This is a genomic window from Streptomyces sp. NPDC002580, from assembly GCF_042889485.1.
Taxonomy (GTDB): Bacteria; Actinomycetota; Actinomycetes; order Streptomycetales; family Streptomycetaceae; genus Streptomyces.
Genome location: NZ_JBIAQZ010000005.1, coordinates 227,982 through 241,645 on the forward strand (window position 1 = coordinate 227,982; position 13,664 = coordinate 241,645).

The 13,664-nt window shown below is 69.5% G+C and carries 12 protein-coding genes and 1 tRNA gene; 4 read left to right on the forward strand and 9 right to left on the reverse strand.

Going from position 1 to position 13,664, the window contains the following annotated elements; all coding sequences use genetic code 11:
• Nucleotides 1-76 precede the first annotated feature (76 nt).
• The gene (locus tag ACFYW7_RS17750) at nucleotides 77-844 is read right to left on the reverse strand and encodes a dioxygenase (RefSeq protein ID WP_389503723.1); all 768 of its coding nucleotides are present in this window, start codon (nucleotides 842-844) and stop codon (nucleotides 77-79) included.
• A gap of 183 nt (nucleotides 845-1,027) precedes the next feature.
• Between ACFYW7_RS17750 and ACFYW7_RS17755 the strand changes: the two genes are divergently transcribed.
• Nucleotides 1,028-1,537, forward strand: coding sequence for a MarR family winged helix-turn-helix transcriptional regulator (locus ACFYW7_RS17755; RefSeq protein WP_389503117.1), 510 nt, complete (start codon nucleotides 1,028-1,030; stop codon nucleotides 1,535-1,537).
• 223 nt (nucleotides 1,538-1,760) lie between these two features.
• Here the strand turns inward: ACFYW7_RS17755 and ACFYW7_RS17760 are convergent, their stop codons facing one another.
• Together ACFYW7_RS17760 and ACFYW7_RS17765 are read right to left on the reverse strand one after the other, a co-directional pair.
• A complete protein-coding gene (locus ACFYW7_RS17760) occupies nucleotides 1,761-3,320 on the reverse strand; it encodes an MFS transporter (RefSeq protein ID WP_389503119.1) in 1,560 nt (519 codons plus the stop codon).
• Between the two features lie 227 nt (nucleotides 3,321-3,547).
• Nucleotides 3,548-4,192: a TetR/AcrR family transcriptional regulator gene (locus ACFYW7_RS17765; RefSeq protein WP_389503121.1), complete on the reverse strand. Its 645-nt coding sequence runs from the start codon at nucleotides 4,190-4,192 to the stop codon at nucleotides 3,548-3,550.
• Between the two features lie 455 nt (nucleotides 4,193-4,647).
• On the opposite strand from ACFYW7_RS17765, the gene ACFYW7_RS17770 reads away from it, so the two are divergent.
• The 3 genes from ACFYW7_RS17770 (at nucleotide 4,648) to ACFYW7_RS17780 (ending at nucleotide 8,229) form a co-directional block, all read left to right on the forward strand.
• Nucleotides 4,648-5,919: a M6 family metalloprotease domain-containing protein gene (locus tag ACFYW7_RS17770; protein ID WP_389503123.1), complete on the forward strand. Its 1,272-nt coding sequence runs from the start codon at nucleotides 4,648-4,650 to the stop codon at nucleotides 5,917-5,919.
• A gap of 109 nt (nucleotides 5,920-6,028) precedes the next feature.
• Nucleotides 6,029-7,918, forward strand: a complete 1,890-nt coding sequence (locus ACFYW7_RS17775) for an IclR family transcriptional regulator C-terminal domain-containing protein (RefSeq protein ID WP_389503126.1) — start codon at nucleotides 6,029-6,031, stop codon at nucleotides 7,916-7,918.
• Nucleotides 7,919-8,156: 238 nt separating this feature from the next.
• Nucleotides 8,157-8,229: transfer RNA gene (locus ACFYW7_RS17780), tRNA-Arg, on the forward strand.
• A gap of 593 nt (nucleotides 8,230-8,822) precedes the next feature.
• Here the strand turns inward: ACFYW7_RS17780 and ACFYW7_RS17785 are convergent.
• The 6 genes from ACFYW7_RS17785 to ACFYW7_RS17810 form a co-directional block, all read right to left on the reverse strand.
• Nucleotides 8,823-9,788 carry a tyrosine-type recombinase/integrase gene (locus ACFYW7_RS17785; protein ID WP_389503129.1) on the reverse strand — a complete coding sequence of 322 codons (966 nt, stop codon included), beginning with the start codon at nucleotides 9,786-9,788 and terminating at the stop codon, nucleotides 8,823-8,825.
• A 322-nt stretch (nucleotides 9,789-10,110) separates the two neighbouring features.
• Entirely contained in the window at nucleotides 10,111-10,866 is a 756-nt protein-coding gene (locus tag ACFYW7_RS17790; protein ID WP_067023809.1) for a class I SAM-dependent methyltransferase, read from the reverse strand.
• A 574-nt stretch (nucleotides 10,867-11,440) separates the two neighbouring features.
• On the reverse strand, nucleotides 11,441-11,572 hold the full coding sequence (locus tag ACFYW7_RS17795; RefSeq protein ID WP_389503131.1) for a hypothetical protein: 132 nt from the start codon (nucleotides 11,570-11,572) through the stop codon (nucleotides 11,441-11,443).
• A gap of 302 nt (nucleotides 11,573-11,874) precedes the next feature.
• On the reverse strand, nucleotides 11,875-12,186 hold the full coding sequence (locus tag ACFYW7_RS17800) for a hypothetical protein (protein WP_389503133.1): 312 nt from the start codon (nucleotides 12,184-12,186) through the stop codon (nucleotides 11,875-11,877).
• Nucleotides 12,187-12,300: 114 nt separating this feature from the next.
• A complete protein-coding gene (locus ACFYW7_RS17805; RefSeq protein ID WP_389503135.1) occupies nucleotides 12,301-12,753 on the reverse strand; it encodes a hypothetical protein in 453 nt (150 codons plus the stop codon).
• Nucleotides 12,754-12,941: 188 nt separating this feature from the next.
• Nucleotides 12,942-13,556 (reverse strand): hypothetical protein, encoded by a 615-nt coding sequence (locus tag ACFYW7_RS17810; protein WP_389503137.1) that lies wholly within the window; start codon nucleotides 13,554-13,556, stop codon nucleotides 12,942-12,944.
• Between the last annotated feature and the right edge of the window lie 108 nt (nucleotides 13,557-13,664).

Consider the following 13,664-nt stretch of genomic DNA (forward strand, 5'->3'; position numbering starts at 1 on the left):
GGAACGCCGGGAGCACCGGCACCGGGGACGCCGGCAGCACCGGGGCGGGAACACCTCGGCCCGGAGCGCGGGCCGTTCAGCCGAACTGGACCGACCGCTTCGCCATCCCCAGCCAGAATCCGTCGATCACGGACCGCTGCCCGTCCAGTTCTCCGACGGCGTCGGCCGCGCCCATGGTCACGAAGAGCGGGGCGAAGTGCTCGGTCCGCGGGTGGGCGAGACGGCCCGCAGGCGACTTGCGCTCGAAGTCGAGCAGCGCGTCCACGTCGCCGGCCTCCAGAGCCCGGTGCCCCCAGTCGTCGAACTCGCTCGACCAGGTGGGGACTCCACCTTCCGTGTGCCGCAGGGCCGCGAGATTGTGGGTGAAGAAGCCGGAGCCGACGATCAGCACACCCTCGTCGCGCAGGGGCGCCAGCTTCCGGCCGATCTCGAACAGCCGGACCGGGTCCAGCGTCGGCATGGAGATCTGCAGCACGGGGATGTCGGCCTCGGGGAACATCTCCACCAGCGGGACGTACCCGCCGTGGTCGAGTCCGCGGTCCGGGATGTCCTGGACCGGCGCACCGGGCGCCCGCAGCAGCTTCCGTACGGACTCGGCGAGTCGCGGGGCGCCGGGCGCCGCGTACGTCACCTGGTAGTAGCGCTCGGGGAAGCCCCAGAAGTCGTACACGAGCGGAACCGTCTCGGTCGCGCCGAGCGCCAGTGGGGCCTCCTCCCAGTGGGCGGAGATCATGAGGATCGCCTTGGGGCGGGGCAGGCCGGCGGACCAGGCGGCGAGCTGGCCGGGCCAGACCGGGTCGTCGGCGAGCGGCGGGGCACCGTGGCTGAGATAGAGGGCGGGCATGCGCTCCGGAGCCGAGCGCTCCTCGGTGGCGGCTGTCATGGCTGCTCCCTCCATCAGGTTCGAACCTACGGCGCGGCGCCCGATCCTCGAAGCGGTCCCTCAGTTGCTTTAAGTCTCAAGCTCATTTCAGAGACTACGCCGTGTTTGTTTAAGTTTCAAGAAGAGGCTCGTACAGTGGAGTACATGAACACGGCACCCGCTCCCGCTGAAGAGCCGCGCTGGCTCACCGAAGAGGAACAGCGCACCTGGCGCGCGTACATGCACGCCACCACCCTTCTGGACGACCACCTGGACCGCCAGCTCCAGCGCGACGCGGGCATGCCGCACGTCTACTACAGCCTGCTCGTGCAACTGGCCGAGGCTCCGCGGCGCAGGCTCCGGATGACGGAACTGGCCATGAACGCGAAGATCACCCGGTCCCGGCTCTCGCACGCGATCGCGCGTCTGGAGAAGAGCGGCTGGGTCCGCCGCGAGAACTGCCCCTCCGACAAGCGCGGGCAGTTCGCGGTACTGACGGACGACGGCTACGAAGTCCTGCGGCGCACCGCTCCGGGCCATGTGGCCGCCGTACGCCAGGCCCTGTTCGACCGCCTGGGGCCGGACCAGCAGAAGGCTCTCGGCGAGGCCATGCGGATCATCGCCGAGGGGCTCCAGCCGAAGGACGCGGGCGCGGACCTGCCCTGGCTGCGGTAACCGAGGGCTCGGTGGCCGGGCGTTCGCCCGCCGCGGGGACCGGGTGTCTGTGTGCGGGAGGGGGAGCCGGGCGTTCATCGTCGGCGGGGCGGAGTCGGGCATGGGACCGCCCCGGCTCCCTGTGGTGGAAGCCGGGGCGGTTCCCGGAGTCGCACGGACCGGGCGGGCGGGCCCACCGCCCACCCCGTGTCCGTACGCGAAGCACCCGAAGCGAGCGGGGCCGTCAGTGCGCGACGACGGGCACCTTCAGCTCGTCCTCCGCACCCTCGCCCGCACCGGAACCGGAGACCACGTTCACGTCCGGACGGCCGGCGTTGATGAGGACGAAGGCGATGCCGGCGGCGACCACGAGCATGCCGACGGCGAACCAGATCGCGTTGCTGTAGCCGTGCACCATGCCCTCCGCCTGCACGAGCTGCTGCTGCGCCTTGGTACCGGCGCCCGCCATGTGGTCCTTGATGTACGCGGTCGTCGCGGAGGCGGCGATCGTGTTCAGCAGGGCCGTGCCGATCGCGCCGCCGACCTGCTGCGAGGTGTTGACCATCGCGGAGGCGACACCGGCGTCACGCGGCTCGATGCCGTACGTGGCCAGGGACATGGCCGGCATGAAGGCCGTACCCATGCCGAGACCGAGCAGCACCATCGCCGGCAGCACCAGCGTGACGTACGACGAGCCGATCTCCAGCTGCGCCAGGAGCAGCATGCCGAGCGCGGCGACCAGGAAGCCGGGGCCCATCAGCAGCCGCGGCGCGACCCTGGTCATCAGCCGGGCCCCGATCTGCGTGGAGCCCGTGATCATGCCCACGACCATCGGCAGGAACGCGAAGCCGGTCGAGATGGGCGAGTAGCCCTTCACGATCTGGAGGTAGTAGGTCAGGAAGAGGAAGGTGCCGAACATCGCGATGATCGCGAGACCGAGGGAGAGGTAGACGCCACCGCGGTTGCGCTCGGTGATGACACGCAGCGGCAGCAGCGGGGCCTTGACCTTGGACTCGGTGAGGACGAACGCGGCCAGCAGCAGCGCGGAGGCCACGAACAGGCCGATGGTCGTGGAGTCGCTCCAGCCGTCGGACTCGGCGCGGGTGAAGCCGTAGACGAGGGAGACCAGACCCAGGGTGGACAGGACGACGCCCGGGATGTCGAGCGGCGAACGGTTGCGGCCGCCCTTCGGCTCACGGATGACGAAGTACGCGCCCGCGGCCGCGACGATCGCGAACGGGATGTTGACGAAGAAGGTCCAGCGCCAGTTCAGGTACTCGGTGAGGACGCCGCCGAGGATGAAGCCGACGGCGCCACCGCCACCGGCGATCGCACCGTAGATGCCGAAGGCCTTCGCACGCTCCTTGGCATCGGTGAACATCACCGCGAGCAGCGAGAGCGCGGCGGGCGCCAGCAGCGCGCCGAACACGCCCTGAAGCGCGCGGGCACCGAACATCATCGCGCCGCTCTGCGCCGCGCCACCGAGCGCGGAGGCCAGCGCGAAGCCGACGAGACCCACGACGAAGGCGCGCTTGCGGCCCCACAGGTCGGCGATCCGGCCGCCGAAGAGGAGCAGACCGCCGAAGGCGAGGGCGTAGGCCGTGACGACCCACTGCCGGTTGCCGTCGGAGATGCCCAGGTCCTGCTGGGCGGAGGGCAGCGCGATGTTCACGATCGTGGCGTCGAGGACCACCATGAGCTGGGCGAGCGCGATGAAGACGAGGGCTTTCCAGCGGTTGCTGTGCGCGTCGGACGCTGGATCCGGAACGGCCGGAACCGCTTTGGACGTTGCTGTTTCAGACATGGGGGTACCCACTCCGGGACTTCGTAGCGAAAAAATCAGTGAAAAGGCACGGCTCGTCGACGGTGACGGCCGGGACGCGGCTCGGTACGACCCGCCCGGTGGCGAGTGCGTCCAGCGCGCTGTTGGGCTGGGTTACGAGTTCGAGGCGCTAGGTGATGGGTTACGAGTTCGAGCCACGGGTTCGGGCCAAGGGTCGGGCTGTGCGGCCACGACGCCGAGGGCATCGGTCACGCTCGTCGCAGTTCCTCCATGGTGGCGGCCGCCCCGGGCAGCACGGAGCGGGCCGGAGCCCGCATGCCGTCCAGGAGCAGCTGCAGATGACGGTGCACGAAGCGGTCGATGCCCTGGCACGCGGTGCCCGGCAACGGCCTGGTGAGCTGGCTGACGGCGATCATCAGGTCGCCCAGCTCGATGTCGGGGCGCAGCTGTCCGGCCTCGCGGGCGCGGGCCATCAGCCGCAGGATCAGATCGGTGATCCGGTCGCGTGCGGCGACCAGGTCGGGATGGCTCTGGTCGAAGTTCTCGGAGAGCATCGGGCACAGGGCGCCGATCCGCTCGTCGGCGGCGAAGTGCACGAAACCGCTCAGCGCCTCGAAGGCGTCGCCGTCCTCGACGAGCGCCCCCTCGACCCACTCCGAGGTGCGGTCCATGACCGAGCAGACGACCTCACGGGCGAGGGCGTCGCGGTCGGGGAAGTTGCGGTACAGCGTGGCGTTGCCGACGCCTGCCCGGCGGGCGATCTCGTCGAACGGCACCTCGGCGCCGAACTCGACGAACATCTCGCGGGCGGCGGCGACGATCCGCTCCCGGTTGCGCAGGGCATCGGCGCGCGGCCTGGCCACTCGGCGCTGCACGGGGGCTGCGGTCTCCACGGCGTACTCCTCGAAGCGTCTTGGAACTTGTGTGCGATCCGGGGATTCCCTCCCCGTTTCGCTCGGACGTATGACTAAACGGGGAAACGATCCCCGGTAATTCCCGTCCGGGCAGAGAAATATGTGACCTGCGTCACTGCCCTCAGGGCCCCCGGCGGCGGTCCGGTCCGCAGCCCTCCGCACGACCTCCCGATCGACCCGCCCCTCGGTCCGCCCCTCGGTCCGCCCACCTGGTCTTCCACCTGGTCTTCCACCCGGTCCTCCGGCGGCCTCCCTTCTTGTCTTTCGGCACCCCGGAACCCCGCTGTGCCCTCCCGGACGGAAGCCGTCCCGGGTCGCGCCGGAGATGAACCCGATCGGTCCCATCCAGCGCGCGCCCGGCACCTCGGCGACTGAGGGTGATCGAGAAGGTGCAGTCGGAGACCGGCGGCTGCCGTGGAGCGAAGGGCCCCCGCATGCAGCCGTCCAGCCGCCGGATACGCCCGCGCCGTCTGGCCGCGCTCGCCACGGTGACCGTGCTGACCCTGGCGGTCAGCACCTCCGCCGGCACCGGACACCTGACGGCGGGCTCCAGCACGGCCGGCTCCACCGCACTGGCCCGTTCCACCGCGCTCGGACCTTGCATGATCAACGGTCCGTCGGACATCCAGATGGGGGAAGGCATCCCCACGACGCCCGGTTACGCTCGCTCCACCGGTACCGTCCGCGCCCTGACCCTGATGATCGACTTCCCCGACGCGCCCGGCAAGGGCAGCGCCCGCGACCGGTACGACGAGTTCTTCCCGAAGACGCAGGAATGGTTCCGCACCGCTTCGTACGGTCGCCTCGACTACCGCCCCGACGCCCCCGTCCGGCACTGGCTGCGCATGCCCAAACCCTTCAAGGAGTACGGCATAGAACGCGGCGCGCCCTTCGATCCCGGGTACCGCGAACTGGTCCAGGACATCGTGGCCGCCGCCGATCCCGAGGTCGACTTCCGCTCCTACGACATCCTGAACGTGCTGGTCACACCCAACGCGGGGCCCTCCGCTCTGGACACCGTGCTGTCGGTGACCTTCGCGGGCAACACCGAGGCACCGGTCGCCGACGGCGTTCCGGTCGCCAACGCGTCCTTCGTCTACAGCCGCCAGGACGACGGCTCGGGCTCGTACTCCGACACCGGCTACCGCGTCCTGCCGCACGAGAACGGCCACACCTTCGGACTCCCCGACCTCTACACCCAGGAGGGCGGCGGCGCGGTCGGGCACTGGGACATCATGAGCGAGGACTGGGGGGTCGACAACGACCTCCTGGGCTGGCACAAGTGGAAGCTCGGCTGGCTCGACTCCTCCCAGGTCAGCTGCGCGGCGGCGTCCGGCACCACCGAGTACACGCTGACCCCGATGGCCCTGCCCGGCGGACCCAAGCTCGTCGTCGTACCCACCAGCGCCGAGAGCGGATACGTCCTCGAACTGCGCACCCAGGGGGGCAACGACTCCGCGGTCTGTCACCCGGGCATCCTCGTCTACAAGGTCGACGCGGACGTGGACACCGGGAACGGGCCCGTCACGGTGTCCGACTCCCACCGCGACAGCGGCGGCTGCACCCGTTCCCCCAACGTCCACGCCGAGCTCTCCGACGCGCCCTTCGCCCCCGGCGAGACCTTCAAGGACTCGAAGGCGAGGCTCACCGTCCATGTCGCGGCGGCTGCCGCGGGGAAGTACCGGGTCTACGTGACGCGCCGCTGACCGCCCGGGCGAACCGATGGGACGCCCCTGCGGACATAGGACGCTCCGGCGGACTTGGGACGACTCGACAGGACACGGGACGACCCGGCGGACAATCGACGGAGGGCCCATGGCACCGGACATCACGCCATCGGACATCACGGCATCGCACGTCACGCCATCGGACGCCGAGCCGCTCATCCGCGGGATCGCCGTCCTGCGGCGGCTGACCGAGGCGGACGGGGTGTCCAGTCTGAGCGGGCTGGAACGGGCCACCGGGCTCACGAGGTCCACCCTGGACCGGATCACCGCGACCCTCGCGCGCCTGGGATACGTACGCCTCGACGGCAGCGACGCCCTGCTCGCCCCGCGCCTGATGGAACTCGGCAACGCCTATCTCGCCGCCCTCCGGATCCCCCGCCTCCTGGACGCGTACGCCGACGCCCTCGCCGACGAACTCGACGAGTCGGTGTCCCTCGCCGTCGGCGACCGGGACGGCATCCGCTTCATCCATCAGGCGACCCGGCGCCGCGCGATGTCCCTGAGCTTCCGCATCGGCGACCTCCTCCCCGCCGAACGCACGGCGCCCGGCCCGTTGTTCGCCTCGGACTGGAGCGAAGAGGAGTGGGCGCACTGGCGGGAGCGCCGCGCCGCCGACCCGGAGGACCGCGGCTTTCCCGTACCGGCCAGGAGCAGGCCGTACGAGGGAGGAACGGCGGACGCCACCCTCCCGGCCGGACAACTCCCCACCGTCGGAGACGACTTCGAGCAACGAGCGGCCGAAGCGGGCGAGGCGGGCTGGGCGTTGGACGACCAGCTGATCGAGCCGGGACTGGTCGCCGTGTCGATGCCCGTACGGGAGGCCGGCCGGATCACCTGCGTGGTGAGCGTGGTGAGCCACACGAGCCGGCACAGCGCCACCGACCTGCGGGACACCCTGCTGCCACGGCTACGGACGGCTGTGGCCGAGATGGAACGGGTGCTGTCCCTGGAGGAGAGGCGGGCACCGGAGCGGACGGCGCCCGAACAGGAGGCACCGGAGCAGGAGGCGTCCGAACGGGTCGACACCGGCCGGGCCGCGCAGGACGGCCTCGGGCTCGCCGGCCGGACCGGCGCCTCCGAGCAGGCACCGGGACGGGAGTTCATCGAGTCGCTGGCCCGCGGACTGACCGTGATCACCGCTTTCGGCGAGGGCCGCTCCGAACTGACCCCCACCGCGGCCGCCCGGGCGGCCGGACTCGCCCGCGCGGCCGCTCATAGCGCCTTGATCACACTGGACCACCTCGGATACGTCACCACGCACGACGGCGCCTTCCGGCTCACCCCGCGTGTCCTAGGCCTCGGCTTCCCACCGCTCGCGCGGACCTCGCTCCCCGAGATCGCGGCCCCGTACATGGCCGAACTCTCCCAGCGGCTGCACGACTCGGTATCGCTCGCGGTACTGACCGGCGACGAGATCCAGTACACCGGTCGGGTCTCGATCCGCCGTGTCATGAGCGTGAACGTCACCGTCGGCACCCGACTGCCCGCGTACGCCACCTCACTGGGCCGCGTCCTACTGGCCGACCTGCCGGAGAGCCGCGCCACGGAGGGCCTCGCCCCCGAACCGCCGGGGAACCCTTCCGGCGGGCCGCGCGGGAATCTCCCCAGCGGTCCTCCCGGGGACCTCTCCAGTGGGCCGCGCGGAGATCTTTCCGCCGCACTGCCCGAGCGGCTGAGCCCGCTGACTCCGCTGACCGTCACGGATCCGGAGCGGTTCAGGGCCGAACTGGACCGGGTGCGGAAGTCCGGATACTCCATGGTCGAGGAGGAGTTGGAACAGGGGTTGCGGTCCATCGCCGTGCCGGTCCGCGACCGCGACGGACGGGTGGTGGCGGCGTTGAACGTCGCCACGCACAGCAGTCGCCGCACGGCCGAGGCGTGCGTCCGCGACGTACTCCCCGAACTCCACGCGACGGCGACCCGCATCGAGGCCGACCTGCACGTCGCGAGCCGCTTCCGCCGCGTCCCACCGAGCTGAGCCCCCGGCCGCAAGCCCCGAGCCCGGAACCGGCCCCCTCATCACCATCCCGCCCCACCCCATGCCGGCAAACGCCCTACCTCGCGCCCGCCCCGGCCATCACCCTCGCCCTCGCCCTCGCCCTCGGGACGTCGGCCCGCAGCCCTCGGCCGCCCCGCCCCACCTGCGCAAAGGGGAACCCTCCCAGCCTCCACCTCACATCCGCTAGGCTAGCTACCGGATCACACACGATCCGCACGCCTTCGTAGCTCAGGGGATAGAGCACCGCTCTCCTAAAGCGGGTGTCGCAGGTTCGAATCCTGCCGGGGGCACATGATGAAGGGCCAGTTCAGAGGCTTGATCCTCTGCAACTGGCCCTTTGCTGTGATCACGGCCGCGCCACACCCGTGCCACAAGGTCGACTAGGCCGTCTCTTCCGGATCACCGGGTCGCGGAGTCCGGTCTGGAAGCAGCGGCTCAATCCGAGATCACTGCACATCGGTCAGCGCCATGACCAGACCAACCACCTGGTGATCCGAAGGGGACAACCTCGGTACAGGATGAGCGCATGCTCCCTCCCCGACTGCTGTGGTGTGACCCCCGGCCCATCCCCCGGTTCAATCGGCAAGAGCCGGTGACCAAGATTGTGCGTGATCCCGGCTTCTACGAGCCGAGCGATGAGGACGGCTGCTCAAGGGTCGGGTACTTCTGCCAGGCCCATGACCGCCCCTACTCGCACGAGTCCTGTGGGGAAGGGCCGCATCTCATCGCCCTGGACTGCCAAGAGCACGGGCCCGAGAGCGTGTGGCCGCAACCACTCATGCTGATGTTCCCAGAAGGATTCGACCCCCCTCTGAGCGACGCGCAACTGGCCTGGGTGCGGGCAGAGGACGACGCTGTCTAGGCATGATCCGAAAGAGACGCCCTAGGCTTCCGTCTCTCCACGAGTCTTGTGGATCATCGAGCCGAGCCGATCCGCGATCGTGCGGTCGCGACCGCTCACCACGTGTTGATAGATCAGTGCCGCGCGCGGGGTGCTGTGGCCCATCCTGGTCATCAGCTCCCGCAGGCTCGCGCCGGACGCGGCGAGCGTGTTGCCGGTGTGCCGGAGATCGTGGAAGTGCACGTCTGCCGTGACGCCTGCCTTCGTCCGCGCCGTGATCCAGTCGTCCCGGAAGTTGCTCCGGCGGAGCTGACCGCCCTGGGGACCGAGAAAGGCGTGACCGTCACGCCCCGCCCCCGCGAAGCCGTCGAGGTGCGCTTCCACATCGGGCAGAAGCTCGGTCGGGAGGGCCACGGGTCGGACCCCGACGTCGGACTTCGGCGCCTTGTCGAAGAGAGCTCCGGTCTGCACCTCTGCTTGCGAGCGGCGGACCATGAGCGCGGCGTTCTCGGTGTCGACGTCGCGCCGGCGGAGCGAGGCCAGCTCCCCGAAGCGCAGTCCGGTGGACGCGGCCAGGAGGACGAGCAGCCGATACCGCGGGGCTATCGAGTCGGCCACGGCGTACACCTCCGCCACGGTGAGGACGGGACGCTCGGGTACGTCGTAGCGGTCGGCGCCCTTGATCCGGCACGGGTTGCGGCGGATCAGTTCGTCATCGACGGCCGTGTTCAGGATCGCCCGCATGATCTGGTACGCCTTGACCACGGTCGGCTCACCGGTCCGCGCGAGGCACGCCGTACGCCAGGCCCGCACCTGCGCCGTGGTGATCGAGGCCAGCGGACGCTCACCGAAGGTGGGCAGCAGGTGCAGCCGGATCACCGACTCGTGCCGCTCCCGCGAACGTGCGGCGAGCTTCCGATCATTGAGCCACCCCGTGGCGTACTCGCCGAACTGGACCTTGCCCGCGTCGGGATCGGACCACTGACCACGGGTGATGTCCGCCTCCATGTGAGTCAGCGCGGCTTCCGCGTCGGTCTTGGTGGGGTACGTCTCCTTCGCCGTGCGGAGCTGCCCCGTGACGGGATCACGGAAACGCGCCTGCCAACGACCCGACTCGAGCTGACGGACGGACCCGAAACGGCGGCGCCTGCCTTGGTCTGGACGCGACCAGGAAACAGCGTCACACCGGCACCCCGGATCCACCGCCGTCTGATCGACGAGCACTCCTCGTCCGAGGCGTCGCGTTGACCACGTGAACCCGCACCGATGAGAGGGCGCAAGCGTCCTGCGAGCAACCGCGTGGTCCGGCCAGGGACTGAGAGTCCGGTGTTTACACCTTGCTCGCGACCACCATGTAGTTCTCGGCCTCAAGATCGAACGTGCTCAGTTCCGTCTGGAGTCCGACCCGGTGCAGCTCGACTTCGAGTTCCTCGTACCGGTAGGGCCAGCAGGACAGCAGTTCCGAGCGGACAAGAACCAACCCGGTCGCATCAACTTGCGCGATCGCAATCTCGATGTGGTGCTCCTCCTCCCAATGCGGCGCGATCTCCCAGCGGTAGACCACGACGGCATCGCGACCGTTCCGGCGGACGAGTCGGTCACTGATCTCCAGCCGGGAACCTCTCGCCCTCACGAGTTCCCAAGTGCGGGATGTGAGTACCAAGCGCCCGCCGGGGCGCAGAAGCCGTGACATCGACTCCAGAGCAGCACCCCTGCCTGTCGCGCCCGCGGCATGGTGAAGCGAGTTGCCAACGCAGAACACCATGTCGAACGTGTTGTCCTGGAAATGGTCGGGCAGCTCTTCCCAGTTCGCCCGTACGGCCCGGACGGATGCCCCGAACTCCTCAGACAACTCTGCAGTCCGACGAACCATCGCCTCGCTGGCGTCAGTTGCGACAACCTGCATGCCACGACCGGCGAGGCCAACCGCCAACTGTCCGGTTCCGCACGAACAGTCGAGGACGTGAGCGTTCGACGGCAGGAGATTGAGGACGTCGTCGAACGACGCAGCGAACTCGGCTGGAGGCAACTTCGCATCCGAGATGAGCCATTCGTACACCTCGGCAAGCACGTCATAGCCTGTCACAACCTCTACCTCCGTCACGCGGCAGACTCACGGCAGGACGTCAGTCCATCAGCGGAGCAAGCCGGGCACCAATGGTTTTCACGGTCAAAGCCACACGTTGCCGGATGCACCGCTCCTAGAAGGGCGGCCAGTCGGAACCCGGAGGTGGGGCAGGCGAGTCTCGGTTGCCGTTCCTCATTTCCAGGGGCCAGCGCGCGTCGATGACCGCGGCGGCCTCCCTGCACGCGGCGCAGGCGCGCGCCCCTTCGGATACCCACGAGTACGGTGACGCGGTGAGCCCCTGACGGGTCAGGCCGCACAGCGTCGCACCGGTGCCGTCTACGGAGTACGCGTACGCCACGTCGAACGCGTGGGTGGCTCCGTCCTATGGGAGCCCGTGGGATTCAGCCGACTCCCACGGTATGTATCCGTACTGCGGCCGCGAGACCTCGCGCGGGTCGAATCCGAATTCGGTCCAGGCGTAGCACCAGGGACAGAACCAGCGTTCCTTCACCGCCTTGTCCCATCGCATCCGCGGCTCACGCACCGGGATTTCTCGCATCTCACGGTCGCAGACATCACAGGTCACACCGCATCATGCCTGACCGGTGGCACCCGCACGGATCTGCAGTCGCGTCGAGCCGTCCCAGGTGCCCGCCCCTCCGTCGGTCTTGCGGATCATCACTCCGAGCCGATCCGCGATCTCATGGTCGCGACCACTCACCACGTGTCGAGTCGAAGGCGGACCCCCAGAACTGGGCTCCGCCGCAACCCGCGCGCCAGATGGAGCAGGGAACCTCGGGGAAAGCGCCAGGACCTCCGCTGGACCCGTCCGACAACCGTCGGCGCCGAACCTCAGCGGAGTGGCGATCCGACCGGCAGGACCGCTCCGGCCACCCGCCGCTCCCGTTCGCATCCCGCCATGACCGCACGGCCAAGGGCCGGCTCAGCGGCTTGAGCCTCTGAGCCGGCCCTTCGTTCGATCACGGTGGTGCCGCACGCCTGCCGCGGGCTCGGTGGCTCGAGGCGTCAGGTCGGCTGGTCGCCCTTGCCCCACCGTGCCCAGAGGGTGTGCCGCCAGTCGTTGTCCGCGGTGTCCGGACCGGGTCCGGACACCGCTGGTGCGGGTCCGGGGCCCGTCTCGACGAGGTGGACAAGGGTCCAGGCGACGCCGTAGCAGTCGTCCGGTCCGAAGCAGGCTGTCAACGCCGCCGCCTCCTCGGCCGTGACGGGCCGGGCGATCTCCTTCAGTTGCCTGTACCGCCTGTCGATCTCCGCTTCGCTGCCGTCCCAGCCAGGAAGGGGTCCCTCTGCGACGAAACGCTGGACTTCGGGTCTCATCCCCGCATGCTCGCCCGCTTCGGCCGGAGTGAGCAAGGCGCGGTTCAGGCGCCGTCCGGCTCGCCGCCCGTCAACGCCTTTGGCCGGTGCGGTGGTTCGGGATGTGGTGGACCGTCAGCAGGAGAGGGAGGTGATGTAGATGTGCTGAATGCTGTTGATCTTCATCCACATGCTGGCCTTGCCGTTGCGGTCCGTCGTCTGGGTGTCGCCGGCGAACCAGTGCCACTTGGTGACACAGTTCGCGGGGAACTTCACAGCGTCGGTGTCGTAGAACTTCGAGTACTTGCTCGTGCCCGACCATCCGTGCGGATCCAGCCAGATCCGGGCGTTGGCCACGTTGGCCACCCGGACCGGGTTGCCGTGGCAGGGGAGGTTGTCCCCGTTCTCGTACGTGCCGTAGCTGTCGGCCCAACAGTTCGAGATCGAGATGGAGTAGTCGGTGTTGTTGCTCACCTCGCCGCCGCATCCCGAAGTGTCGCAGGTGCCGGCCGAAGCGGGCGCGGACAGGAGCGCCAGGTTCAGCGCGGACGCGGCGAGGACCGCCGCGGCGGCAAGAGTCTTTCGCATTTCACTCCTAGGTGACTGAGCAGGAACTCATAGATGGAGAGGGGGTGTTGGGGTTGGGCCTGGGGCTGGAGTCGTGGTTGGGGAACCGGACTGTTTGGGGCTGTCGTTCGGGGGTCAGGGGTTTTGAGCGCTCCGCACGAGGCGCGGGGTGCTTCCCTGGTCCTCCCCCTGGATTCACCGCGCCCGGTTCAGCCCGCCCAGCGGGAGTCGAGCGCCATGTTCTGGAGCCGGTCGAGGGAGAACGGGGGCCGCGGCCGCGTCACCGGTCCGCCCTCGATGGAGGAGTTCACTTCCTGGACGATGACCCGGCGGCCGTCGGGGTGGAGGGTGTCGACCAGCCACACCACGGTGGAGCCGCCCTTCTCGGACGCGCGCTTGGCCCGCTTCACCAGGGTGCCGTCGGCCAGGGTCAGCGCCTGGCACTCGATGTACTCGCCCTCGCAGCCCATGCGCCCGGCGAGGACGTCGCCCATGTCGTCCTGGGCGTTCACCTCGATCATGCTCTTGCCGCGGCCGTCGTCCCAGACCACCGCGGCGAAGCCGTCCTGGCTCTGCTCGTCGGAGATCTTCCCGCCCTTGGGCAGCAAGGACTTCAGCACCCTGATCATTCGCGGGCCGGACAGCGACTCTCCTGAGCCGGCGAGCGCCGTGGACGGGGCCGAGACACTGGCCTTGTCGCCGGCGGTCCGCGGTTCGGCGGCGGACGCCTGCGCCGCCGCACCGAGCCCGAGGGCCAGGACGAGGCCGACGGCGACGGCCGCGCCGCGGCCCGGACGACGGCGTGCGGAAGTGTTCGTGTTCATGGTGTGGCTTCCTTCTCTGCTCCGAAGGCGGATGTTCTCCGCGTCGCGAGACGGCGGGTGGTGTGGGGTGCCGACTGCCGCACGGGCACGGAGATGTCCCGGTGGGCA

Bases quoted from the DNA above. Each gene is read 5' to 3' on its own strand.
- ACFYW7_RS17810 (WP_389503137.1), bottom strand. From the start codon at position 13,556: ATGAACACGAACACTTCCGCACGCCGTCGTCCGGGCCGCGGCGCGGCC.
- ACFYW7_RS17760 (WP_389503119.1), bottom strand. From the start codon at position 3,320: ATGTCTGAAACAGCAACGTCCAAAGCGGTTCCGGCCGTTCCGGATCCA.
- ACFYW7_RS17800 (WP_389503133.1), bottom strand. From the start codon at position 12,186: ATGAGACCCGAAGTCCAGCGTTTCGTCGCAGAGGGACCCCTTCCTGGC.
- ACFYW7_RS17750 (WP_389503723.1), bottom strand. From the start codon at position 844: ATGCCCGCCCTCTATCTCAGCCACGGTGCCCCGCCGCTCGCCGACGAC.
- ACFYW7_RS17770 (WP_389503123.1), top strand. From the start codon at position 4,648: ATGCAGCCGTCCAGCCGCCGGATACGCCCGCGCCGTCTGGCCGCGCTC.
- ACFYW7_RS17775 (WP_389503126.1), top strand. From the start codon at position 6,029: ATGGCACCGGACATCACGCCATCGGACATCACGGCATCGCACGTCACG.
- ACFYW7_RS17755 (WP_389503117.1), top strand. From the start codon at position 1,028: ATGAACACGGCACCCGCTCCCGCTGAAGAGCCGCGCTGGCTCACCGAA.
- ACFYW7_RS17805 (WP_389503135.1), bottom strand. From the start codon at position 12,753: ATGCGAAAGACTCTTGCCGCCGCGGCGGTCCTCGCCGCGTCCGCGCTG.
- ACFYW7_RS17785 (WP_389503129.1), bottom strand. From the start codon at position 9,788: ATGGAGGCGGACATCACCCGTGGTCAGTGGTCCGATCCCGACGCGGGC.